This window comes from Nostoc sp. CHAB 5836 (genome assembly GCF_020829445.1).
Taxonomy (GTDB): domain Bacteria; phylum Cyanobacteriota; class Cyanobacteriia; order Cyanobacteriales; family Nostocaceae; genus Nostoc.
Genome location: NZ_JAIVFV010000024.1, coordinates 24,973 through 50,113 on the forward strand (window position 1 = coordinate 24,973; position 25,141 = coordinate 50,113).

17 protein-coding genes are annotated in these 25,141 nt (G+C 40.3%); all 17 read right to left on the reverse strand.

The features are described 5' to 3' along the window. Nucleotides 1-72: 72 nt before the first annotated feature. Nucleotides 73-1,239, reverse strand: coding sequence for a glycosyltransferase family 4 protein (locus LC605_RS07460; RefSeq protein ID WP_229546924.1), 1,167 nt, complete (start codon nt 1,237-1,239; stop codon nt 73-75). A 373-nt stretch (nt 1,240-1,612) separates the two neighbouring features. Further along, nucleotides 1,613-2,452 (reverse strand): hypothetical protein, encoded by an 840-nt coding sequence (locus tag LC605_RS07465; RefSeq protein ID WP_229546925.1) that lies wholly within the window; start codon nt 2,450-2,452, stop codon nt 1,613-1,615. A 132-nt stretch (nt 2,453-2,584) separates the two neighbouring features. Further along, nucleotides 2,585-4,426 carry a heterocyst formation ABC transporter subunit HepA gene (hepA, locus tag LC605_RS07470; protein WP_229546926.1) on the reverse strand — a complete coding sequence of 614 codons (1,842 nt, stop codon included), beginning with the start codon at nt 4,424-4,426 and terminating at the stop codon, nt 2,585-2,587. A gap of 385 nt (nt 4,427-4,811) precedes the next feature. Then, a complete protein-coding gene (hepC, locus tag LC605_RS07475) occupies nt 4,812-5,543 on the reverse strand; it encodes a heterocyst development glycosyltransferase HepC (protein WP_229546927.1) in 732 nt (243 codons plus the stop codon). 897 nt (nt 5,544-6,440) lie between these two features. After that, a complete protein-coding gene (locus LC605_RS07480; protein WP_229546928.1) occupies nt 6,441-8,669 on the reverse strand; it encodes a polysaccharide biosynthesis tyrosine autokinase in 2,229 nt (742 codons plus the stop codon). Between the two features lie 318 nt (nt 8,670-8,987). Beyond that, the gene (locus tag LC605_RS07485; RefSeq protein WP_229546929.1) at nt 8,988-10,088 is read right to left on the reverse strand and encodes a glycosyltransferase; all 1,101 of its coding nucleotides are present in this window, start codon (nt 10,086-10,088) and stop codon (nt 8,988-8,990) included. Nucleotides 10,089-10,363: 275 nt separating this feature from the next. Continuing rightward, entirely contained in the window at nt 10,364-11,677 is a 1,314-nt protein-coding gene (locus LC605_RS07490; RefSeq protein WP_229546930.1) for an NAD(P)H-dependent oxidoreductase, read from the reverse strand. A gap of 252 nt (nt 11,678-11,929) precedes the next feature. Beyond that, nucleotides 11,930-13,144 carry a glycosyltransferase gene (locus LC605_RS07495; RefSeq protein WP_229546931.1) on the reverse strand — a complete coding sequence of 405 codons (1,215 nt, stop codon included), beginning with the start codon at nt 13,142-13,144 and terminating at the stop codon, nt 11,930-11,932. A gap of 91 nt (nt 13,145-13,235) precedes the next feature. Further along, on the reverse strand, nt 13,236-13,793 hold the full coding sequence (gene rfbC, locus LC605_RS07500) for a dTDP-4-dehydrorhamnose 3,5-epimerase (RefSeq protein ID WP_229546932.1): 558 nt from the start codon (nt 13,791-13,793) through the stop codon (nt 13,236-13,238). Between the two features lie 254 nt (nt 13,794-14,047). After that, complete coding sequence (locus LC605_RS07505; RefSeq protein ID WP_229546933.1) at nt 14,048-14,893, reverse strand: phytanoyl-CoA dioxygenase; 846 nt, start codon at nt 14,891-14,893, stop codon at nt 14,048-14,050. Between the two features lie 50 nt (nt 14,894-14,943). Next, a complete protein-coding gene (locus tag LC605_RS07510; protein WP_229546934.1) occupies nt 14,944-15,951 on the reverse strand; it encodes a glycosyltransferase family 2 protein in 1,008 nt (335 codons plus the stop codon). Between the two features lie 126 nt (nt 15,952-16,077). Then, a complete protein-coding gene (locus LC605_RS07515) occupies nt 16,078-17,349 on the reverse strand; it encodes a class I SAM-dependent methyltransferase (protein WP_229546935.1) in 1,272 nt (423 codons plus the stop codon). Nucleotides 17,350-17,662: 313 nt separating this feature from the next. After that, complete coding sequence (locus tag LC605_RS07520) at nt 17,663-18,691, reverse strand: NAD(P)-dependent oxidoreductase (protein ID WP_229546936.1); 1,029 nt, start codon at nt 18,689-18,691, stop codon at nt 17,663-17,665. A 342-nt stretch (nt 18,692-19,033) separates the two neighbouring features. Further along, entirely contained in the window at nt 19,034-20,248 is a 1,215-nt protein-coding gene (gene lhgO, locus LC605_RS07525) for an L-2-hydroxyglutarate oxidase (protein WP_229546937.1), read from the reverse strand. A gap of 201 nt (nt 20,249-20,449) precedes the next feature. Continuing rightward, nucleotides 20,450-21,223, reverse strand: coding sequence for a glucose-1-phosphate cytidylyltransferase (rfbF, locus tag LC605_RS07530; protein ID WP_229546938.1), 774 nt, complete (start codon nt 21,221-21,223; stop codon nt 20,450-20,452). Nucleotides 21,224-22,112: 889 nt separating this feature from the next. After that, entirely contained in the window at nt 22,113-24,281 is a 2,169-nt protein-coding gene (locus tag LC605_RS07535; protein ID WP_229546940.1) for a tetratricopeptide repeat protein, read from the reverse strand. Between the two features lie 57 nt (nt 24,282-24,338). After that, nucleotides 24,339-25,121, reverse strand: a complete 783-nt coding sequence (locus LC605_RS07540) for a PP2C family serine/threonine-protein phosphatase (protein ID WP_229546941.1) — start codon at nt 25,119-25,121, stop codon at nt 24,339-24,341. Nucleotides 25,122-25,141: the final 20 nt, after the last annotated feature.

Below are 25,141 nucleotides of genomic sequence, written 5' to 3' on the forward strand. Positions count from 1 at the left end.
TGGGTTAGGGGGGATCTAAAAGTGCCTAGAATTACAGCCCACCACTTTTCAAACATCCTCTAAGCTTTTGCCTTAATAATCAAATTCAGCTATTGTTTTTGCATAAATTGTTTGAAGATTTTTTACATGATAATTCATCGTAAATTGTTTCATCAATAAAGCATGACCTTGTTCACCCATGTGTCGGCTTGTTTGATAATCTGTAGACAAATGATTAATGGCATCAGCCAGTTTTTTGATATTATTACCTGGAACAAGAATACCCGTTTCTCCATCTCGTAAATGTTCTGGAATCCCTCCGACTGCACTACCAATTACAGGTCGATAACGAGCATAAGCTTCTAGAGTTACAAGACCCGCAGGTTCAGGCCAAACACTGGGAAAGATGACTGCAAAACACTGTTGATAAAGTTTATTTATCGTGTCGCGATCGCACCAGCCATGCCAAGTAATACGGTTCCTTAATCCGAGGGTATTTGCTAACTCTTCTAAGCGGGAACGTTCCCACCCTTCACCTGCGATATCAAGTTGAATTTGCGGGTCTGTATGTATTAAGGTTTTGAGTAACCATTCTAAACCTTTATCAGAAACAATCCGTCCCACAAACAAAATTCTCTGATTTTGGTGGACTCCTAAACTTAAGGGAGTAGTTGCTGTTTTTGGTAGAGATATACCACAGTGTAACGTGACAGTTTGCTCAGGAGGTACACCGTTTTTAATCAACTCTTCCCGGACATATTCGCTATTAGCAATAAAAGTAATTTTTCTCGTTTTTAATACATCTAAAAACTGATGAGTTGTTTGAAGTTCTCTAAAAGTTCTTAAAGGTCTACGGCTACCACATTTATCTACTAATTTACCCCAGGTACATCCTAAGTAAGAGAAGTTGCGATCGCAGGTTGTTTGCTGCCCTGCTAAATATTTAGTGCCACTAGGACAATACAATGAGTGATTATGAACGCTGAAGATGGTAGGACACTCGCCTGTAAGCTGCAACAATAAATCTGGACTGTGGATATGCAACAATCTAAACTGGCTTTGGTCAACATTCTTGAGCGATTTTATCACGCGATCGCTAACATTATCTGGCCGATGTTCAAATAGGGAAGCTAAATAAGTTTCAACACCTCCGCTCCCACCTACCTCAAAATTTGAGCATTGATAAATCAGGTTTTTTTCCCAAAATACCCTGTCTAATTGTTTCTCGCTTTGCTTGATATCATTGATTGAGTTAGGCATTAATCACCAGCTATTTTTACTTAATTATTAATTATGTTCTTCATAGAAATATCAGGGCTATTTCATTCTAGACATAAACCACCAGGAACTGAAGTTCCTGGCTCATAGCTAAAGTCCGTTAAAACGGACTATAACCCAATACACTTGGGTTAAGCATTTCCTCCTTCTCCTTCTCTCTGTGTTCTCTGCGCCTCTGTGGTTCGTAAAAAAACAGTTTCAGCCTTACTTAACAGCCTTAAGTGAACCGTATTGGACTATAACCCTTTCTCAGTAGTCTTTAGACTACTTTCACTATTAGACTCATAATTCATTCTGAGGCGGGCTAGATGAGAATGAAATAGCGCTGTAGAAATATAGGCTGCTCTTCATAATTTTATCTGCCAACGTTAAACCAAAACTTGTGTCTAACATCATTAACATAATGCCTGAGAGCATTGTTTTTACTTGCAAATTTGTCTGAATACATGAACTGATCCTCTACATTTAGAACATATTTTTTGGAGCATAAAGGCTTACCATGATTGTGATGCATTGTCAAATGCACAATTGTTTGTTCAGTAAAATAAATCGGAGCTTCTTGAAGATTTGCTAACCGTTCAATAGCAAAACTCCAGTCCAATTCATGCCTAAATAATAGAAATCCACCATTTACTGGATTTGTCTTCTCGGCATCATCATAAATAATTCGATCGTCTAGTGAAATAGAACAATCGGGTAAATAAAGAGAGTATTTTTCCTCAGAATTACTCAAATTAATTAAGTCAATACCGCCAGGAAAAAATAAAATATCTGAATCAGTATAAATCGTAGTACCATTAATAGGAATTGACATTAATGCCGACAATTTTTTGCCCAGTGGATGCAGTTGAGCATAATCAAGAACACATTGAGGTAAATCCCTTCTCAGGAAGTTTTGTAAAGGTATTACCCGAACGCAGGGATGGATGCGGCAGAGTAAATTACAACTAGAATCAGTATAACTGCCATCAGAAACTACAGTGAATGTCTCTGGAATGCCGACATGACCGATGAAAGAGCGAATACTTGCCACTTGTTCTGGAAGATCGCGTTCACATGAGAAGGCATAGAGACTGATCGCAACTTGCCGAGTTTGTTTGATGGGGATGCTGACAATTTGAGAAAGGACTGCTTTATATAAGGATCGATTAAATTTACCCTGAATTTTAGCAGCGTGGTAGCCTATATTCACCATTTATTTATCCTTTTTAAAACTAGAAGTAATTGAGCAGGATAAGGAATTCATAAATTACGAATTACGTTAGCGAAGCGGTAGCGAGTCATCTCCCAAGGGGAGACGCCAAAGGCGAACAAGCATCATTACGAATTACGAATTATAATATTGCATCTTGTGATATTCCCAAAGCTTACCTTTAAGTTCCAATAGTTCTTGATACTTACCTTGCTCTACTATCCGCCCCTGTTCTAAAACTACAACTTTATCTGCTTTAGAAATGGTCGAAAGACGGTGAGCGATCGCAATCACTGTTTTCCCAACAGATAGCTTTTCTAATGAATCTTGAATTAAGCGTTCAGATACAGAATCTAAAGCGCTGGTTGCTTCATCCAAAATCAAAATTTCCGGGTTCCGTAATAAAGCTCGTGCAATAGCAATTCGCTGCCTTTGTCCTCCAGAGAGCCTAACACCCCGATCTCCTAATTGGGTGTTAAAACCTTCAGGCATTTCCAAAATAAACTCCAGCGCATTCGCTAGTTTAGCAGCTTCTTGAATTTCCTCATTAGTAGCTTGTGGAGTACCATAAGCAATATTCTGCCAAACATTAGTATTGAAGATAAAAGTATCCTGACTGACCACAGCTATTTTGCGACGTAGGGAGTTAATTTCAAATAGCCGTACATCAACTTCATCGATGTAAATATTTCCCTCTGTGGCATTGTAAAATCGCGGAATTAAATCAGCCAGTGTTGTTTTACCAGCCCCAGATGCTCCGACTAATGCTGTCATTTTCCCCTTTTCAATGGTTAGGGTAATATTATGTAGCACTAGATTTTCATCGTCGTAGCCAAAATCTACAGATACTAAATTTATTGACCTTTTTAAAGAATGAAACCTAATTTCTCCATTCTGAAAATAATTTTTATCGTCACTTTTTAAGAGGTTTTTAACGTTGTCTGCTGACCCATGTAAAGTACTGAGAAATGCTCTCGTACCATTAATATCTTGAACGAATGGGATAAAACGAAATAGCACAAAGAAAAATGTTAGTAAAGAAGCAACTTGTAGCGTTCCATTCGTAACTAGGCTAGTGAATGCCAAAATAATCATTCCCACCAATACTGTAGTAGCTACCCCTTCAGCAATTGGCTTGACAATTGTCCAAGTGAAGACAACTTTAGTTGTAGTACTTACTATCTTGTCACTAGCTTTGTAGTAACGCTGGCGCTCAAATTCTTGAGTACCACAGGAGTGAACAGTGCGAATGCCATTAATAAATTCTATGGCTGTTGATGTAAAATTAGCATTAGCAGTTGTCAGACCAAAACTCGATTCTCTGACTCTGGCATTTAGATTGGATAATCCTACACCTAAAAGAGTAAATAGTAATGCTGAAATCAGAGTTAGTTGCCATGATATCAAAAACATTGATATTAAGTAGACAACAGTTGTTAGTCCTCTAGTAAATAAAAATGCTCCACCACTGAAACCCTGTCGTATCCTTTCAATTTCTGTGGTAATTGTGTTAATGAGTTCGCCAGAACGCGTTTGAGAAAAGTAACTTAGTGATAAGGATTGTAACTGTTCAAAAATTTGCTTACGTAAGCGATCGCCAAGATGCAGTTGAGATAATTCAATATAGACTTGTGCAAAATAATTGAAGGCAACACGTAACCAAGTACTCAATAAAATCAGCGAAGATATGCGGTATAAACGATTGAGCGACGATGTTTTGGCTCCCAAGATCCAAATATCAAACCATTCTATTCCTATTTGGACAGGTTGAGCGTTGGGACTAGTTAAGCTTTGCAAAAATGAAAGTAAAAAACCAATACTCACACCTTCAAAAGTTGCAGCCAAAATAGAGAATGTCAGAGCTAAAATTGCAATTTTGCGAAAGTGTTTAAATTCTTGCAATATCAAATAGTTTTCCTGCCAAAAGCTGCTAGCTTTGAGCAGATTACTGAGTGATTGAGGAAGTTTTAAATGCATGGATTTTTCTAACAATAATTTGGTAAGGTAGATGGACTGTTATAGAGCAATACGGTTTAATTAAGGCTTAACTCTTTGTCAAAGTGATTTTTTTAACGAACCGCATTCGCGTTAGCGTCTCCCCCTGGGAGAAGGGCGCATTCGCGAAGCGTCTCGTTAGAGAAGGAAGAAATGCCTAACTCAACTGTATTAACCTATAGATTCTACGTAAGCAATTTTTGCTGTAGCCCAAGTGCGGTAAGTAAGTTAGCGCGAAAAAATTAAAGTATGTTACGAAACGTAAATAGCCTTAAAATCTTTACTAATGACCAATGACAGCCTTAGCCAGTTAGCTTTAATTGCGCCGACCTACTTAGATGAAATCATCGATTACCGCACAGATAAATTACAGTGTTTGGCTATCCAGATGTAAGAGGTGAGACTGGGCTTCTATTTCCCATGAAGCTGTAATTTCTGGTAGTTTATTTAGCTGTACTGCATCTTCCAAAGTCCAACAATAAGATCCGGTCAAACTCATGTCACCCCGCAGCACGTTAAATAACTGGGGTAAATTTTCAAGACCGTATTTATGGATCCAATGCCATAGCGGTGTGATGTTGTGCTTTGTAGTTGTACAAAACTTAATTGTCCGAAACAGTTTACCCCGTTCTCCAACACGCCACTCACGACAAAAAAGTGACCCTGGCGAGTAAACCTGCATCAACACAATCAATCCCAACATGACTGGACTGATTAATAGCAGCAACACCAAAGCAGCAATGCAATCAATTATTCGCTGCAATTGTCCCAAGGGTTGGTTAGGCAGTTTATTGCCAGGGGGTATGCTTAGGAATATTGGTTTTTCAGCTTCTTCACACGCATCTGCCCAAAACCTGACTAAAGTCTCACCCAGTTTTGGATCTATGGTAACCAAACTTACAGGAGAATGTTGTAAGCATTCTACTAGCGATCGCTTACTATCTAATGAAGGCAGATATGGTTGTTTAACTCGTCCAGGCGGCTTCACCAACAGTTTACCCCGCCGCCACTGGAGTGTGCAGTACCCAGAGTGATTACCTTGATGTTGCTGGGTTACGTCATATAAATTCTCTAGAGTTGGAATTATTGAAGTCGTCATATGTCTTTGGGATTATACAGGAGTGAATTGTTGAAGAGTTATCAAAGGCTATCAATGCCAAAGACCAAAATCCAAATCTTGTTGTAAGTCCAAAAAGTTGGAGATATTCGTAATTAGGTTTTATATCATATCCGCCTAAACATTTATTAAAAAACTCTCCGCAACAGTCTAAACAATGAGTCTTTCAGCGAACATGATATTAAATGTAGTCTAAACCCCAGTGTGAAAAAAAAGCTAAATGTGGAGTTGGGTATCTGAAACCTTATGCTTAATTACGAGCAACTTTACTATTAACATTCATAGGCAAATCATGATTTTCCGGGAACTACTGAAAGTCAATAACTGTAGAGGGAAATTACCTATGAATCTATATCTACGTTTAATTGCACTGAGGTGTTGATTGTGTCGATAGATTTAACAAAACAAGTCCACTATTGTCTTCTAAGTACAACATTTCACTAATTCGTAGCGAATTCTCCGCGCCCCTTTGCGTTTACCTTTGTGCGTTCCTACCCTGCGGGAAGGCGTTCGCGTAGCGTCTCGTAGAGAAGCGCCTATGCGTTTAAAATTCAACCCTCAATTCGCCAGAATTTTACGCAAAGCTGTACTAAGCTTTTGGGAAGTGCTTTAATCTCTAGAATATAAGACTATATAGAAATAGCGATCGCTCAAATAAATTCTTTATTTACTCTTTAAAGAGCCAGTGGTTTCTCTGAAAATGCATAAAGATAGCGTAAATAGTGCCTAAAATCACAGTCAAATACTTTTCAAACATCCTCTTAGGGACTTCCAAGAAATAAATTACCCAAGTAAACGAACCACAGAGCCACAGAGAACACAGAGAAATGAGGAGGAGAGAGTTTTTTGAGTATTTTTTATTTGGAAGTCCCTTAGAAGCTATTTTTCTACACCTTGGCGTAGAGCTAATTGCTGTTGTTTGATGTAGGGTACGTAATTACTGCTAGAGTTTGATACTCCATTAGCGACAACACCAATCAGATTTAACTTACTCAGCATGGCTGTAGCTTGAGTTAGCTGGCTTCGCGTCACAATACCAATACTTGCCACCATGACCACGCTACGACAAGATGATGCAGTAAGCATGGCATCCACCAAGCCGAGAACTGGAGGAGCATCTATCAGTACCAAATCATAGTTTTCCTCAAATGCTGCCATTAATTGCATCATTCGAGGGGAACTCAACAAATTAGCTGGGTCAGCAGGTTTTGGCCCAGCAGTCAAAATATCGATGTAGGCGGAGCCTGAGTATTGCAGACTAATCTGGTTGGGTAGAGTTGCATCACTGGCCAATAAAGTTGAAAGCCCCTGTTCATTGGGAAGATTCAGTTGTTCGTGCAGACTAGGATCACGTAAATTGGCATCAATCAGCAGTACCCTTTTGTGTAAACGGGCAGCACTCATTGCCAAACCCAACGCCAAAGCTGACTTACCCTCATCAGGTAAGGCTGAGGTGATCATCAAAGATTTCAAGTTTGTAACAGTATTTAAAAGTTCAATGTTTTTGTAAATCAGATCCAGCGATTCCCAACGCGGTGGAGATTGCAATACCTGAATTGTCCAGGGGGCGAGAACTTCTGGCTTACCAAAAGGTAACTTGATCATTGATTCTCTGGGTTTGGCTGGTGGTAACTTGGGAGTTGTTCCCAACAACGGCATGGCCATTTGCTTCTCTAACTCAGCAGTGGTGTGAACTGCATCATCAGCCGATTCCCGAATAAAGGCAGCAATGCCTCCTAACATTAACCCAACTACAGCGCCTAACAGCAAGTTCTGCTGGAGATTGGGGCCTAATTGTGCGCCTTTTTGAGGATCTTCTACCACTTCCCAATTAAATCCACCTTTGGAAAGTTCTTGCCGCAATTGCTGTTCTGCTCTTAAAAGCTGTTCTAACCTTTCACGACTAAATTGCAACTGCGGTAGCATCCGATTGTAATAAGCCAACAGAGGCGGGAAGCGTTTGATTTCAAAACGCAGCTCGGTTTCTTTTTGAGCCAAAGTTTGATCGCGAGCAGTTAAAGCAACTATATTTGTCTGTGTTTCTACTAGCTGACCAGCAAGGCTGAGATCAATTTGACCGAGCTGTCCTTTTTCGAGAAGAGAGTCTCCAGAAGTGAAGGCACTAGCAGACTTTTCGCCTAAAGTTCTTCCTACTTCTTGTTGCAATAACTCCTTCTGGCTGTGAAGCTGTTCTTTGAGCTTTTGCACATTCGGAGTCTGATCTGTAAAGCGTAATCTTTCTTGTGCTAGTGCCAGTTCGCTTTTTTGGATTTCGTTCAGTAAGCCTTGATAGCGAGTAGATTGACTTAGACGAGAAGCAACTAGAGCATTTTGGGGAGAACGGTTAAGTTGTTCTTCTAAAGATTTTTGGCGTGCTAAAGCTTCCCCATACTGAGCGCGAGTGGTTTGTCTTTCTTGGGCAATATTATTCAAAGCTGTTTCAATCGCTTTGGCCTGTGACTCTGGATCAATTAAGTTCTGATTTCTGCGAAACCTTTGTAAATTTGTCTCCGCCGCGTTTACTTCTTCACTGGCTTTACTTAACTGTTCCCTAATAATTTGCAGACCTTTCTGTAAACGCGAATTCTGCTGTTGTTTGTTATATTCCACATAAACTTGTCGAATTGCACCCAGAACTTTTTGTGTTTTTTCTGGATCTCCAGCAGTGTATTCAACTTGAAAGATTTTAGTAGCGACATTATCTTCTTTACTCCTTAATTGAGTTAAAACCAAAGAAGATTTAATTTCACCTGAACTTATATCTGGATAATCAGACTGAAGTTTATCAACTGCTTTTTGAATAAGCCCTGAACTTTGCATCAAGTTCAGCTGGGTGGCAGTATCTATGACCACATTAGAATCTGTAAACTGGTTATCTAAGCCAGCACTTTCTGTTTTACCTTGGTAGTTAGGTTCTACTAGCAGTTGCATGGAACTTTTATAAGTAGGCTTTGTCTTTACAGTTACCATGCTTGCAATAGCGATAGAAGTAATAAATACTGCTAAAAACCAAGGAAATCTCCGGACAAATACGGCAAACAATTGTCCATAGCTTGGTTCACTTTCAGAAGCTGGAGTTATCTGAGGATTTAGACTAGTTTGAACCACTTTTATAATCCTTGTCTTTGAGATTTACGCTAAGAGATACTCCGAAAAATACCTATCCTTTTTACGAACCGCTATCGCGTAGCGTCTCCCCTTCTCCCAAAGGGAGAGGCTAGCGCCAAGGGAGAAGGACGCCAAGGACGCCAAGTAGGAGAGAGAAAATAAATGGGTAATCTGATCGTGAGAAGGGAGTCAAAAATTCAGTACGTTGGTGTGAAAAAGCTCAAGTATGTTACGAAACGTAAATAAGCTTAAAACCCTTACTAATGACGAATGACAAATGACAGCCTTAGCCAGTTAACTTTAATTGCGCCGACTTACTTAAATGAAGAATTGATGCACGCCACAGGCTTGGTTAATAATTTGCTCAACTTTCCTAAAGAAGGCATTTTCGGAAAAGTTTACTACTGCATGATTGCGGATGCGATCGTAATCCCAAGATATGCCCTTGGCTTCTAGTAATGCAAGTTGTAAGGATTCGGGTGTTTGTCTTTTGAAAAAGACTCCTGTTTCACCTGGGATTTGAGTATCTAATACTCCACCTGCTCCATAGGCGATGACTGGTGTGCCGCTAGCATTAGCTTCTACTGGCACTAATCCATAGTCTTCTAGGGCTGCGACAATAATAGACTTGGCTTTGGAAAACAAGTCTTTGCGGGTTCTATCACTTACGTGTCCCAAGAACTCAATATTTTGTAATGCTTTGGATTTTAACCGTGCTTGTTCTGGGCCATCACCTGATATTAATAATCGCCATCCTAGCCAATTAAATGCTTCGACTATTATATCAAGACGCTTATAGCTAATCATCCGGGCTGAGGCCAGATAATATTCATCTTTTATATCTGAAAAAAGGAATTTACTAGTATCAATTGGATAGTTCACCATCATTGCCTTTTTGCCATAAATATTTTCGATCCGGCGGGCAACAACACTAGAATTAGCAATATAGAGGTCAGGTTCCTGTGCATATTTCAGGTCTACCTTTCTCATTAATTGAAAAACTTGTTCGATTAAAGGAGCAAAATATCTATAGTCTCTGTACTCTCTTAAATAAGTTTTTGTATCCCATAAGAAACGGGTGACATTATGGCAAAAACAAATGTGGCGGGCATTGGAGTTTTTTCGCACTGCTTTGGCGAAGCTGGTGCTACTGCTAATAATTAAATCGTAGTCTTGTAGATCTAAGGCACGAAAGGCAGGAAAATATAGAGGAGCCATCGACCTGAAATATTTTGCTGCGTAGGGAATCTTTTGTAAGAAAGTTGTATTAACTATGCGATCGCCTAAATCAATAGTTTTTTGTGGATCGTACAAAGATGTGAAAATATCTGCTTCGGGATAGCGCTTACAAAGCAGTTCAAACACACGCTCTGCCCCACCTCGCTGGGTTAAGTAATCATGGACTAGAGCAATTTTCATGAATTTGACTTAAAGTTTCGATCAGGTTTGTTTGAACGCTCCCCAGCAAGTTCCTATCAACAACTTTAGTTAAATGGGCGGTTAGAAACCGCGTCTACACGAGGCTTTACCGACCTCCGTCGGTTAATAACCCTCAAATTTTCCTCAGTCCACAGAGGTGGACTTCTCTTCGAGACGCTGTTCGCGAAGGTTTGTGTAGCCGCGAATTCTATTCGCCCTGTCTCTACGCCCCCCCGCCCCTAGATCATTTATTACAAATATTTTTGGAACCGATATTACCCAACTGCTACCAAGATTTTTTCTGGGGCGAAATAAGTGTTTTGCTCAAATCGTAGTTGGTCGCAGAGTCTACCTTCAGGCAATTCTACATCCTCGTAGGTGAGGACTTGATCCTGAGAAATATCTCGTTTTAGGCGACATCCTTCGGCTAAACCGATTGGTAGGAGATTTTGCTGTTGGACGATATCGGAATTCTCACATTGTCCGTAGGTCATGTAGTAGCCGATGCCATCTAAGGTTTCTCCTGCTTTCAAGTCGATTTTGGCAGTGGTGACAACATCTACTAAGGGGCCTGCTAGTGGAGACATGACCGGATCACCGAACAGGACAACACGGGCTACGGACAAGGGAACTTCAAAATGACAGAGGTGATAAGGAGTATAGAAGCTGTAAAGTGGGCCTTCGCCTAATTTGTATAAGTTGAGATAGTGGCGTTGCTTGGGGTCATCGTGGGTGGCTAATACATATACGCCTGGGCCAGGTTTTGCTCCAACTACATAATCGACAATGCCGCCCAGTTCTTTGAGTTGTTCAAAATCATATATATGGGCCATTTCATCGACATAACCGTTGAAGTCATATCCCAGCATTCCCCGTTTGGCGACTTTCATGCCTGTGGCATTGGCAACGATCGCTTGCTCGAAGGAAATTTTGGTTCCGTCGGCGAAGCTAGCCACCATGTGGGGCTTTTGACCCCAACGTTTAGCAAATCCTTCCTGGGTGGTGGGATTGCGATAGGGGTCTTGAAGTCCTTTAATGTTACCGCACAATAAGGGATTTAAACCAATGCTTTTCACAAAGCGATAAAGGTTCATTTGCACCCCTGGCTGATCGCCATCACAAGCAGTGAGGATGACACCTGCTTTGTCGGCATACACTTTCAGGATGGGGCCAATGGTGCCGTCGAGTTCGGCATTCATCATGATCAGATGTTTGCGGTGGGCGATCGCTTCCATGACGATCCGGGCGCCAAATTCCACTGCACCTGTGACTTCGATTAATGCATCAATGCCTTGGGCCCGACACAGTAACTTAGCGTCTTCTGTGACTGCATATTTACCGTTAGCGATCGCATTTTCTAATTCGCTGACAGTTGCAACAACTTGAATCTCTTCAATTCCGGCTTCCGAATAAGCTTGTTTAGCTGCATCAATCTTACGATTGGAGATTGCAACTAATTCCATTCCTGGCACTGAATTGGCAATTTGGTTGGCAATTGCTCGACCCATAAAACCAGCACCAATCATTCCCACCTTGATGGGATTGCCTGCTGCTGCTCTGGCTTGTAAGGCGCGATCAATAATAATCATGAACTAAACTCCTTTATAGAACTGTTTATTGTGATACCAATTCTCTATAAATTTGCACTTAATAATTGATCACAACTAAATATTAAGTACATTTTCATGGGGAATCAGGATTAGCGATCGTTACTAAGTAAGTTGGCGCGAAAAAATTAAAGTATATTACGAAACGTAAACAAACTTAAAACCCTTACTAATGACAAATGACCAATGACAAATGACAGCCTTAGCCAGTTAACTTTAATTGCGCCAACTTACTTATGCTAGCAAACCAGTCTGTTTCTTCTGGCTGTGATTTTCGATAATTTGCTCCACAGCATTTCTGTAGGCTTGAGCAAACTTTTCTTTGGTATGATTTGCTCTTGCATATTCCCATGCCTTAAGAGACATCAGTTTTAGGTCTTCAACAGGCAAATTGGAAATACTTGTAACTTTCGCCTTAATTTCTTCAATTGAAAGATTATCAAAAATCACACCAAAATCGTGAACATCCACACCTGATTCGTAACTTAAAATCGGAATTAATCCGGCTTGTAAGCAACTGATTACTGCTCCTGACTGTCCTTCAGAAACGGAAGGATAAAGAAGCCCTAGGCAGTTATTTGTCACCTCTATAAAGTCAGGGCTACTAACGTCAATCCAACCATAAGTGTGAATATTAGGTGTTTCGTAAAGTTCTTTGTAGAAAGCTTGCTCAAATTCTTTGTCATTACTTACCGGGCCACAAACTGTTAAATGGTATTCCGGCATTTGAGCAAAGGCATCTAAAACTAAGTCTAATCCTTTGAGGACTAAAGCACTACCACCAAACCACATAAAACGCTTTCTTACCGCTTCAAAATCTTTTTTGTCGGGATAAGGATAAACCACAGGCGAAGAAATTGGGATACGATACATTGGTTTATTAGCATACTTGAATGTATCAGTTGTGAAATCGTTACCCAACACAATCGCACAATCGGCATATTCAATTCCTAAGTTAGGAACCTCAAATCGCTGTGGTTTTAAGGTTACACCTTTGCGCTGTTGTAGTTCTAAAAGCCTGTTGCATTCAGCTGCATTGCGAAACACCATATTAGCAATGTCAACGTGGAAAATCTTGATGCAATCTTTGTTGAGTTTTGGTGCAAGTGCTTCCATTCGATGACGGATATCAATGAAAAATGCGTAGTCTTTTTGCGGAACGAATTTATGATTGTGGAACTGGATCACATCAACGTTATAGCCTAAGTTTAAAAAAGTTTGGGCTATTTGCCAAACTTCCCAGTACCAAGTATGGTCATTAGGCATTGGCTGACCTGGTTTTATCAGGAATGGCTCAATGCGATAAGAAAGAAGTACATTTGCTCTGGAAGGCTGTTTAGGCTTTAGAGAAACAACCTGTAAGGTCTTAGCATAATTGATGCGAGCTTGGATTTTTTGGGAGAAAAAAGAGATAGTATTACCGACACGAGATAGAAGATTATTTGGCATTTTTTCTACCCGAATTAATTATTGTATTACCTCATGCAGAGGAGCCAGTGTGTTGTACAATAAACACCTGGCGCAGAGAAAGAGTCTATAATTATCTGGAAGCTGTACCGCCAACAGTCATCATTCTCAACAAAGGCCAATTTAAATCTTTCTCAGATATTTCAGTCACATCTAGAGGCCAATCAATGTTAAAAAATGGGTCGTCATAGCGTAAACCTCTCTCATACCCTGGTGTGTAAAATTCACCCACTTGATATACAACTTCAGTCTCATCTGTGAGTGCTTGATAGCCATGAGCAAACATTTCTGGAACATACAAAGCACGGCGGTTTTCTGGTGTTAGCTCTACACCAATGTGTGATAAAAAGCTAGGAGATTCAGGACGCATATCAATAATTACGTCGTAGATAGCGCCTTTAGTACAGCGAATTAATTTCGTTTCTGCTGCTGGCAGAATTTGATAGTGCATTCCCCTGATAGTGCCTTTTTTATAGTTAAAAGACAGGTTACATTGGGCAACTGTTGGCTTTAAACCATGTGCTTCAAATTCTTGAGCGCAGAAAGACCGGGCAAAAAAACCACGGTGATCTGGCTTTTCTTCTAAATCAATAATGAATGCATCTTTGAGTTCAGTTTCGGTGAAAATCATCTGATTCCTTTGCGATGAATGTTGAGTAAAGAAAATACTTGCTAACTGCTTAGTGTTTGCGCCAGAAAATAAACGAACCACAGAGGCGCAGAGGGCACAGAGATATGAGAGTTTGATAAATATTTTGTGTCGGTAACCTACAAGTTTTATCGGGTGTAACTCTTTCCTTCTCTTCCTCTGTGTTCTCTGTGCCTCTGCGGTTAATTAAATTAGATATTCTTCTGGTAAAAAAAGACTAATTTACGTTTTTAAGTCTAAACTTTAATTGTATCTGATGCAGAATGTAACTCTGCTCTCGGATAAGTATCATCCCAGTATTGAGTGCAGAGGTCTGGTCTTTCAGGAGGGTTGGCGGTATAACAAAAGAATAGTGTTGACCGTTCTTTTGTGCGAACTGTGCCGTGATGCAAAGCATTTTTCGTATCTACAATAATGACAGTACCTGCTGGCCCTGGGCAGGATTTCCAAGCTGATTTGGGGATGACTGGCTTTACTTGTTCATCATCGATACCCATATAGCCTGACTTCCCAAGTTTGTAGTAAAGCCGCAAATAATTCCAACTAAATAAGGGAGTTAAAGAGCGGGGAATGTATTCAAAAGGCCCAGTTTTTTCTTCTACATCATTCAAGTAAATGAAGATTTTGATAATGCGACGATCTTCTGCATCACTATGCCATAGCAGTGTCCCGAACTGATGTTTACTCTTGAAATCTTTGCGTAAATGTACACCATGAAAAGCAATAGGAAGACCAATGTAATTTTCGATGATGTTGAGAAGTCTTTTCTCCATTCCCCAAGCATAAAATTCTGCTAAACCTGTAACTGTGGAAATTTGTGGCAACTTTTCATCTAGATGGTCGTTGTTGGGATTTCCCACCTGAGACAATTGATGGTAAGCAGCTTTAAGCAGTTCTGAGCTAGAGTTTAACCCTAAATCTGCCAGTGTTGTGACATAAACGCCATCTTTTTTGAGAGCATTCAGGATGTGGCGATCGCGTCCTTCCAAGGCTGGCAGATTTCTGCTATGCTTCCAACGGGCTACGTAGTATTCAAAGTCAGAAGATAGTGTAGATATTTTGCGTTTAATTGCACTAAACATGGCGTAAATCTCTTCTAGTTTCGATGTATATTTATCAGCAACTTAGTAGCTTATAGTTTATAAATCCGTACTTCTGAACGAGAGATTTCACTTGATTCTGCTAATCTGAACTCTTTAGAAACCATCACGTCCAAAGCACACAAACTGACTAAAGCCAAAAATGGAATTACTGTCTTGATGGCGGACATAGGCCATCTTCTTAAAGCACCCAAGAAAACTTTTAAGTTGACTTCTTTGCCGTTCTGCAAAAGCATCCGTCTGCAAAACTGCTTAGAATATCCACTCTTTTCCAATTTCAAAATCACTTCGGGTATGTGTTTGTATTGCATTAACAGTGCAGACTTTGGTTCTTTCTGCCAATAACTCACACCAACAACACATTCCAAATAAGTTTCTTTCGTGACAATTACACGACCATTAGCAGCACAATAGCCGGCTAAATATGCTAAAGATATCCAGTTATTCTCAGCATCTTGCCAATTTCGGAGAGCGCGTTTCACTAAATCAGTGCGGTAGATTGTAGCAGTCAGAAAAATGACTGCACCGACACTTTTTGAGAAACAATGTTCAAATATAGTTTTACCATCACCTTCACCATCTTCACTATCTATATCAAACCAGCGATTACCAACAATTGTGGGTGGATGAACTGGTTCACCAGTTATTTGGTTACGTCCAGAAAAGTTGAGGAACAATAATGATAAATCTTCATATTGCTTGAGTTTGCTAATCACATAAGCAATGGCTCTATCTTGAATTGGGTCATCATCACCAATTGTCCAAACGTATTTTGTTGTTGTATAATTTAGGCAATACATAATATTTTTGACAACACCTAAATTCTGAGAATTTTTATTGGAATTGAATGTAATATTGCTAAGTGTTGTTTGCCATTTTTTAATCACCTCCTGAGTATTGTCTGTTGAACAATTATCAGAAACTAAAATTTCACAATTATCCTCAAAACCTTTGATAGCTTGAGCTAGCCATGCCAACTGTTTATCAAGCAACTTAGCACGATTATAAGTCGGTATAGCAATCGTCAGTAATTTATGCATGGTAAGAAATAGTAATTAAGTTGGTATAGGAGTTGTCATTGCCAATAGTTAGTGTTAACTATAACTTGGCATCGAGGAATCATATTTTATTTTTGAAGAAAATTAGTTACGCGAAATGCTCAGTAATTACGACGCAATTAAAAGCCTATCCAGAGTAGGACATGGATAAATTTGTACTTCAGGAATTGGCACTACAAACTGTCCACCCCATTCGCCAATAAATGCCATTTGTTCCATAATTTCCTCCTTGAGATTCCAAGGTAAAATTAGGACATAATCTGGTTTAGTTTCGCGGATTTTCTCTGGGTCAAAAATGGCAATATGAGTTCCAGGTAGAAACAAGCCCTGTTTGTAGGGATTGCAATCTACTGTGTAATCGATAAAATCTTTCCCAATCCCACAATAATTGAGCAATGTGTTGCCTTTAGCTGGTGCGCCATAACCAGCGATTGATTTACCTTCTGCTTTAGCCATCAAGATAAAATTTAATAGCTTGTGCTTTGTTTCTTTGACTTTTTGACCAAATGTAATGTAAGTCTCTATGCGATGCAGTCCAGCAGAGATTTCTTTTGCTTTCAAATCGCTAACTCGTTCACTGGTGATCGGATGATCAGCGTAGTCATGTTTAGCATAAATTCTTAAAGAACCGCCGTGAGTTGGCAATTCCTCTACGTCAAAAAGTTGCAAGTTGTGTGCTGCAAATATTTTTTCGATCGCGAGGAATGAGAAGTAAGAAAAATGCTCATGATAAATTGTATCAAACTGATTGTGTTGAATCAGTTGTAAAATATGAGGAAACTCCATCGTCAAAATGCCATTGGGTTTGAGGATGAGTTTCATCCCAGCGACGAAATCATTTAAATCCGGTACATGAGCTAAAACATTATTGCCTATCAAAAGGTCAGCTAGTTTTCCTTGGATCACGAGTTCTTTGGCAGTTTCAACTCCAAAAAACTTGTTGATACTAGGAATGCCTTTATCTTCAGCAACCTTGGCGATGTTTGCAGCTGGTTCTATTCCTAAAACGGGTATTCCCTTTTCTAAAAAATATTGTAGTAGATAGCCGTCGTTACTCGCAATTTCAATAACTTGATGATCAGGATTAAAGCTAAACTTTTCTAACATCATATCGGTGTAATATTTCGCGTGTTTTAGCCAACTTACCGAATAAGAAGAAAAGTAGGCATAATCGCTAAAAATGTAATCTGGAGTTTCAAATTGCTCTAATTGAACCAAGAGAGTGTCTTCAGAAATATAAGCGTGGAGAGGATAAAACTTTTCGGCATTATTTAGCTGTTCTGCCGTCAAATAGGCATTTGCTAAAGGTGACATTCCTAAATCAACAAAAATTTTGTGTAGAGGTTGACCACTAAAACGACATTTTGCGATCGCCATCATTTTTAACTCACTGATTGCAAATAATTTTCGGGATAAAATAATAGGACTTACGCAACTGGCATATCATTTTGAGTTTGTAGTGAGGACTTTAGTCCTCAAAATCAGGACTGAAGTCCTTACTACAAACTAAAAGCTTTTATTTTTTGTGACACTTGCGTAAGTCCTAAATAAGTCAGAATAAATATTTTTATGCTGCTATTAGTGTGTATATTTTGCTTTCATAGGTTCATAGCTTCCACTTTAATGGAAAAGGAAAAACTCCGACTGCTTCCTCTGATTAAATTATTTATTTACACACTAATAGCTAACTCATCTACCTTTTATTCCAGAAAAAATCTTTGTCGATTTGCTCGGTGCGAATCAGATACTCTAGCTGCTTTAAGCGAGTAAATCCTCTAAATAAGAAAGTATCTTCAGCCATATGTATTTGACTGAACAAATTAAATAACTGTTCAGCACCAAGTCGGGCATTCCAATCACACTTAAATCCGGGTAGGATTGTGTTAATTTTCTCGAAGGATACCCGATAGCTGCGATTATCTGCGCCGTTGTCACCAAAGGACAATTTACAATCTGGGAAAACATCAGCAATAATTTCTGCGATTTCTTTAACACGATAGTTGTTCGCTGTATCTCCTACGTTAAAGATTTGGTTATGCACAATGTCTCGTGGTGCTTCTAAAGTGCAAACTATTGCTTTGCAAATATCCAATGCGTGGACTAATGGCCGCCAAGGTGTACCATCACTGGTCATTTTAATTTCTTTGCTAGTCCATGCCAACCCTGCTAAGTTATTTAAAACAATATCAAAGCGCATCCTGGGAGAAGCACCAAAGGCTGTAGCATTCCGCATAAAGGTGGGAGAAAAGTCATCATCAGCCAGTGGTCTGACATCTCTTTCTACCAAAGTTTTGCATTCTGCGTAGGCTGTTTGGGGATTAATTGGAGATTTTTCTGTGACATCACTTGTGGTAGCAACACCGTAGACACTGCACGAAGACATATATACGAAGCGACGTACACCCATAGTCTTAGCCAGACTAGCCAGACGAACTGAACCTACATGATTAATTTCGTAGGTAATATTGGGTGCTAATTGTCCGGCTGGGTCGTTGGAGAGTTCCGCCATGTGAACTATTGCTTCAACACCTTCCAAATCATCAGGAGTGATGTTGCGGATATCTTTGTTGAGGGTTTTGGGTGTGACTCCACTAGCGTTGTACAGCCAACCAACTTTATAGAACCCGGTATCTAGACCGATAACTTCATGTCCCCGTTCAATTAACAGAGGCGGTAATAATGAACCAAGATAGCCTTCTGTACCAGTTACTAATATTTTCATGGTGGTTAATGCCTTTGTATTGATGAGTTAAATTCTTCGTTTAGTGGGGGTGCCCCCTCACAGATGTGCATTGGTGTCAACTTAACGTGAAAGTTATGTCCCGCAAGGAACTGAAGTTCCTTGCTAATAGCTCAAGTCATCTAAAAGATGACTAAATAATCGGAAAAATTTTTAGTCTACTGAAGTAGACTTTAGCTAAAAGCCAAAGAAATTTATTTCAGGGCGGGCGTGTCAGCCAACAGATAAGAGATTTCTAGCAAAAGTAGACACCAATGACAGATGTGTGCCCAAAGGACGTGTTGCATCTAAAGCAGCACCGGAAGTAACTATCAACTATGATATCTATGCAGTTACTACACTATTTAGATGCGAAAGTTGGGAAATTTCTGCCACAAGCGCTTTGCCGATTTCTAGAGAAGAAGTAGCAGCAGGAGAAGGAGCATTGCAAACATGGATGGAGTTTTGACCGGAAACAATCAAAAAGTCGTCTACAAGCTTGCCATCGTTCATTAAGGCTTGAGCGCGGACTCCTGCATGGGTGGGAACTAAGTCTTCTGCTTGAACTTCGGGAATTAGTTTTTGCAAACTTCTGGTGAAGGCTGCTTTACTAAAGGAACGAATGATTTCTTGGATGCCTTCAGGCGCGTGTTTTGCTGCTAATTTCCAAAAACCGGGATAGGTGATGACTTCCAGAAAATCCCGTAAGTCAAAGTCGGTTTTTTTGTAACCTTCGCGTTTGAGCGACAGAACGGCGTTTGGCCCTGCATGGACGCTACCATCAATCATCCGGGTAAAGTGGACACCCAAAAAGGGAAAATCTGGATTGGGAACTGGGTAAATTAGTGTTTTGACCAGATAGCGTTTTTCCCTTGTGAGTTCGTAGTACTCTCCCCGGAATGGGACAATTTTTGCTTGGGGTTCAACTTGACCTAATTTGGCGGTGCGATCGCTATGCAATCCAGTACAATTAATTACAAAGCGTGTTTCAAAGCTACCCTTGTTTGTTTCCAGTACCTGATTTTTACCACTTGGCGAGATTTTCAGAACTTTTGTATTCAAGTGCAAATCACCACCCTGCTGTTGAATTAGCTGGGCATATTTTAAACAAACTTGCTTGTAATTAACAATACCAGTTGAAAATACCCGAATTCCACCTACACATCTTACATGAGGTTCGATTTCTTTGACTTCTTCGGGACTAATTCTCTGCACTTCTATGCCATTGTCTAAGCCGCGTTTGTAGAGGTTTTCTAAGGGTGGTAGCTCTTGTTCTTCTGTTGCAACAATTACTTTACCACAAACTTCATGGTTAATTCCATGCTCTTGACAGAATTCTACCATAGAGCGAGAACCGTCACGACAAAATTTAGCTTTGAAACTCCCTGGCTTGTAATAAATACCAGAATGAATCACCCCGCTATTATTACCGGTTTGGTGAAATGCCCATGCGCTTTCTTTTTCTAGGACTAAAATACGCGCATTGGGATAGCGTTTTCCTAAAGCCAAGGCTGTGGAGAGTCCAACGATTCCCCCACCTATAATCGCAAAATCATACATTAGTATTATTCTTCAAGTTACAGTAAATCTATAAAGTCATTTGTCATTTGTCATTTGTCATTTGTCATTTGTCATTTGTCATTTAACTCCAAACTCCAAACTCCAAACTCCTAACTCCTAACTCCTAACTCCAAACTCCAAACTCCAAACTCCAAACTCCAAACTCCTAACTCCTAACTCCTAACTCCTAACTCCTAACTCCTACCATACCTTCCAAGGAGCCTGATTCTTCTTCCATAGCTCCTCTAGGTAGTTTTTATCGCGTAAAGTATCCATCGGTTGCCAAAAACCATCATGTTTAAAAGCTGATAGCTGTTCCATATCAGCTAGCTTTTCTAATGGCTCTTGCTCCCACACTGTAGAATCATCAGCAATTAAGTTAATTACTTCTGGTTCTAACACAAAATAACCGCCATTAATCCAAGCTCCATCACCTTCAGGTTTTTCCCGAAAACTGGTGATTTTAGTTTGCTCATATCCTAATGAAATGGCTCCAAAACGTCCGGCTGGTTGAACGGCTGTGAGTGTTCCTAATGTCTTTTGTTCTTGATGAAATTTAACTAGCTCGGTGATATTAATATCACTTACACCATCACCATAGGTGAAGCAAAAAGTTTCATTACCAAGATGTTCGCTGATTCGCTTTAAGCGTCCGCCTGTCATTGTATTATCACCAGTATTTACTAAGGTGACACGCCAGGGTTCAGCATAACCAGAATGCACATTCATCTGGTTAAATCTCATGTCAAAAGTTACATCTGACATATGTAAGAAGTAGTTAGCAAAATACTCTTTAATTATGTAACCTTTATAACCACAACAAATGATGAAGTCATTAATGCCGTGGGTAGAGTAAGTCTTCATTATGTGCCACAGAATTGGCTTACCACCAATCTCAACCATCGGCTTGGGTCTGATACTAGTTTCTTCACTGAGGCGTGTACCAAGCCCTCCAGCCAAAATCACCGCTTTCATGCAATTACCTCGGAGATTTGTAGGGATATTATTATTTGATCGTGCCCATTTTAGATTTTAGATTTTGGATTTTGGATTAAAAGAGTTTTTTGGTATATGCCCGGCGCTGAAAGTGGGCAAAACAGATATACTCATGAACTCGTGACGTTCGATAACTAATCCAAAAGATGCTTACAGAGTCCTTAACGCTACGCGATCGCAAATCTAAAATCTAAAATTGGTTGACTTTTTGGAGATGAAAAGGATGCACTTAGGTAGAGAAAAATTTATTTCTTTTTTCTTTTTCTCCGTCAATAATCTAACCGTAATTTTCGCCAAAATTATGAAGGAAATATAAATTAAAATCTTTTCTATATAAAAGCTCTATGAATATCGATAAAATAGCTGTAAGTACGTTGTTGCGAAAAAACCCAAGTATGTTAACAAACGTAAATACGGCATCTGGAAAACCTCTCTCTAAATCTCTCTCCTAAAAGGAGAGACACTTTGAATTTTCCCCCTTCCCGCGTCGGGAAGCAGGGTGGTTTCATACAAGCAGAGAAAAACAACAACTGGGTTTCAAAGCCTCTCCCCGAAACGGGGAGAGGAATGGAAGTGGGGTAAAAAGCCATGCTACAAAACGAGAAATCAAGACTTATGTATTTTTCTTTTTTCGTATAAAACCACCCTGCCCTTCCCGCGCCGGGAAGGGGGTTGGGTTTTTGGTGGACTTTTCCACATAACGTGAAAAGTCAGCTTTTATTATGAGTAATTTGACGGAGATGGTCTTACTCTCTTTAATAAAAATGTCACCTATAAAATAACTAGGATTAGCGGCAGCTAACCCTAGTCCAGCTTGATTTTTTCAATCAAAACCAGTGTTACGCAAGTAGCAAAAGTTACTTTTTTTTTAGTGAATTTTCTCCAGAGTACTTGAGCTTTGGAATAAAGGGTCACATTTGTTTTCTACAACTACGCACATATTACTGAGTGCTTGCTGATAATTATCCATATCATCTTGCTCAAGAAAGATTTTGGCAGATGCCTGTATATCTTCGATAGCTTTCGTTTGGTTTGTGTTAGATTGACTACCGCCATACTGTGCCAGTTCATAGCGAACCATACCTCGTTTGAGATACACTTTTGCTAGTTTGGGGCTAATAGTTAATGCTTCGTTAAAGTCAGCGATCGCTTGATTATATTCTTGCTCATAATTGCTACTATATTGAGCAATTTGATAATAGACAATACCTCGCTGAAAGTAAGCTTCGGCTTTGGATACATTAAGTTTTATTGCCTGAGAAAAATCTGCGATCGCTTTTTTGTAATCTTGTTGAGATTCACCGCTATATTTAGCCATTTGGGTGCGGACAATTCCCCGTCTGATATAAGCTTCAATTTCATGATGATTCAGACCGATGGCCCGATTATAGTCTGCGATCGCCAGATTATACTCTGTATCAGGATCATTGCTATATTCGGCGAGCATATAGCGGCCATTACCTCGATTTACCAGAGCTTTGGTTTGATTGGGACTGATTTGCAGAGCTTGGCTATAATCTGCAACTGCTCCTTCGTAGTCTTTGAGGTTATAACGGGCATTGCCACGATTTACAATCGCTCTGGCGTGTGTAGGCTCTTGTTCAATTGCTTCGCTAAAGTTGGCAACTGCTTTTTCATAGTCTCGCTGTTGGTAAGCAATATAACCTTGCTGATAGTAATCAGCGAAGCTGAGTTTGTTATTTATCGAGTGAGACTTCAATGTTTGTTGGGTGTAAGCATTTTGGGAAACCAACGGCTGAGTAAATTTAATCATGACATCGGCATATCCCAATAAACCAAAACCCAACAAACAACAAATAACCGGGTACAATTTTGACTTCTTAGAACGTTTATAAAATGAACCACTGGGAGTTATTACTGGCTGCCAGTAATTAGCTAGCTGCGGTGACATGGCTCGCTGTGGAAAACGCGGTGTCTGGGTGTAGTGCTTTCTCGATTTGATTCGCGGTTGTAAATGTTCTTTAGCTTCTATAGCCCGATGTGATGGAAAGGGGTCGCGTCCACCTAATCGCACGGTACGTTCACACCACGGACAGCTACGCATATGGTTGTTGTAGCGATGCTGAGGATTTGTCGTGCAGGTAATTAGGGAATCTTCGGCTTCAGCTATTGCTGAGAGCCAAGTCTGGGCACTGGGGCGCAGCTGTGGGTTGTTATGACCCTCTTCAAAACAACGGATAAATAGTTCCTGTAAGCTGGGATGGAGAATTTCCCAAGGGGGTGCAATGGGTGTAGGTAGGTAGGGTACGTATCGCTTTTGGCTGTAAGTGAAATGACCCGATGCAATGCGGGCTTCGTAAGGTGGTGGCTCAATAGCACCTTGAAAAATCCCCGAAAATGGATGAGTACCTTCCATTAGGAGTTGAAATACCAGCACCGCTAACCCAAATAAATCGTGAGAGATTTCGCGATCGTGCTGGGCAAAAGTTTTATTCTGTAGTTCTGGTGGGGTAAACTCTGGTTTACCTACCGGACAGCGATAAACAAGATTGTTATTTGGGTCGAGTACTTGGAAAGAATCTGTGTCTATCAAAGTCACCAGTGCTGTGTCACTGACGAGGATATTTGACTCGTTCACATCACCAATGCAATATCCACTAGCGTGTAAAGCTGCAAAAGCTGCTGTCAGGTTACGAGCCGTGCGGAGCAGGTACTGGTAGTTGAATAGGGGGCAGTGTTGGCGACGGGTTCTGGGGTTGTAAAAGTCGATGATTGGACGCATCCCCTGAATGCGTGGCATTAAAAAGCCAAGGATACTATTTTTGCCATCTGCCGCCCGTAATAAATCCTCTGGCCAAGCGATAGATATATGCCCCAAACTCGCCGTCGGATTTTCCGGGGGGTTGGCCAGCATCGCCTGGAGTTTTTCAGCATGGGCAGTTGTTGGCTTATGGTAAATCTTTGCCACCAAGTTATTATCAGATGGCACTGCATAAACACAAGCCTCACCGCCACGCCCCAAACTGACATTGAGGCTGAGGATTTCTTTTCTAGGAGAACAACGTAGTACCTGCATAATAAAATTACCGCTAACGGGAGTTATTGTAAGATGTGAAACCTGTAGATTTATTGCTCATGAGTCGTTGAATGCAGCTATGATGAGTGTCAAATCATCATCAGTGCGTTGTGTAATCCGCTCTGAGCGTAAAAATTTTACCAACTGCTCTTTCGCTTCTGTCTTATCTTCGGTATTGGCCACAAATTCAAATAGCGGAAAAAAGAATGGTTTGTGAGGTTCGCCAACAACCATATTCAAGGCCAGCATTTGGAGTCCGTCGGTGATGATACCAACATTTGCTATGTCTGTGCGCCATAATCTCATCTGCACCGTATCTAAGGCAGTAGGCGAAGTTAAAAAAGTGGTTTCGTTGATGTATTCACCGCTATCAGGCATAGTCAATGCCAGCAGGTTGCCCGTACCATCTTTTGCCACTGCTAAACCATCACCTATTTGTGCCACAGCGACAACTTCTGGTGTAGCAACCATGATAATTAAGGTAGTTGCTAAATCTTGAGGCTGTTTGTCAGAAGTAGCCGCCTCAGCTTCCACAGCTTTTTTGGCGGCTAGTATGGCATCATTTAAAAGCGATCGCACATGGACATCATCAGTTAAAATTTTTCGCGTCACTCCAATGGTTGAAATGTTTTCTATTGCTGTCTCCACAGCAACCATCGCTCCCACTTTTCCCAGGCTAGCAGAACCCGCGCCATCTGCTGCGGCTGCCACTAAAACATTATCTGACAATATCTGCCAGTGATGAGCATCCTGACATAACTGGTTGTTTTTTAAGTGACTTGTGCCACATACAGATGCAGCCACAATCCGCCATTGAGCAATCTCTTTTGATATTTTCATAGATTTTTTTCCAGCAGCCA

Bases quoted from the DNA above. Each gene is read 5' to 3' on its own strand.
- LC605_RS07460 (WP_229546924.1), bottom strand. From the start codon at position 1,239: ATGCCTAACTCAATCAATGATATCAAGCAAAGCGAGAAACAATTAGAC.
- LC605_RS07465 (WP_229546925.1), bottom strand. From the start codon at position 2,452: ATGGTGAATATAGGCTACCACGCTGCTAAAATTCAGGGTAAATTTAAT.
- hepA (WP_229546926.1), bottom strand. From the start codon at position 4,426: ATGCATTTAAAACTTCCTCAATCACTCAGTAATCTGCTCAAAGCTAGC.
- hepC (WP_229546927.1), bottom strand. From the start codon at position 5,543: ATGACGACTTCAATAATTCCAACTCTAGAGAATTTATATGACGTAACC.
- LC605_RS07485 (WP_229546929.1), bottom strand. From the start codon at position 10,088: ATGAAAATTGCTCTAGTCCATGATTACTTAACCCAGCGAGGTGGGGCA.
- LC605_RS07490 (WP_229546930.1), bottom strand. From the start codon at position 11,677: ATGATTATTATTGATCGCGCCTTACAAGCCAGAGCAGCAGCAGGCAAT.
- LC605_RS07495 (WP_229546931.1), bottom strand. From the start codon at position 13,144: ATGCCAAATAATCTTCTATCTCGTGTCGGTAATACTATCTCTTTTTTC.
- rfbC (WP_229546932.1), bottom strand. From the start codon at position 13,793: ATGATTTTCACCGAAACTGAACTCAAAGATGCATTCATTATTGATTTA.
- LC605_RS07505 (WP_229546933.1), bottom strand. From the start codon at position 14,893: ATGTTTAGTGCAATTAAACGCAAAATATCTACACTATCTTCTGACTTT.
- LC605_RS07510 (WP_229546934.1), bottom strand. From the start codon at position 15,951: ATGCATAAATTACTGACGATTGCTATACCGACTTATAATCGTGCTAAG.
- LC605_RS07515 (WP_229546935.1), bottom strand. From the start codon at position 17,349: ATGATGGCGATCGCAAAATGTCGTTTTAGTGGTCAACCTCTACACAAA.
- LC605_RS07520 (WP_229546936.1), bottom strand. From the start codon at position 18,691: ATGAAAATATTAGTAACTGGTACAGAAGGCTATCTTGGTTCATTATTA.
- lhgO (WP_229546937.1), bottom strand. From the start codon at position 20,248: ATGTATGATTTTGCGATTATAGGTGGGGGAATCGTTGGACTCTCCACA.
- rfbF (WP_229546938.1), bottom strand. From the start codon at position 21,223: ATGAAAGCGGTGATTTTGGCTGGAGGGCTTGGTACACGCCTCAGTGAA.
- LC605_RS07535 (WP_229546940.1), bottom strand. From the start codon at position 24,281: ATGCAGGTACTACGTTGTTCTCCTAGAAAAGAAATCCTCAGCCTCAAT.
- LC605_RS07540 (WP_229546941.1), bottom strand. From the start codon at position 25,121: ATGAAAATATCAAAAGAGATTGCTCAATGGCGGATTGTGGCTGCATCT.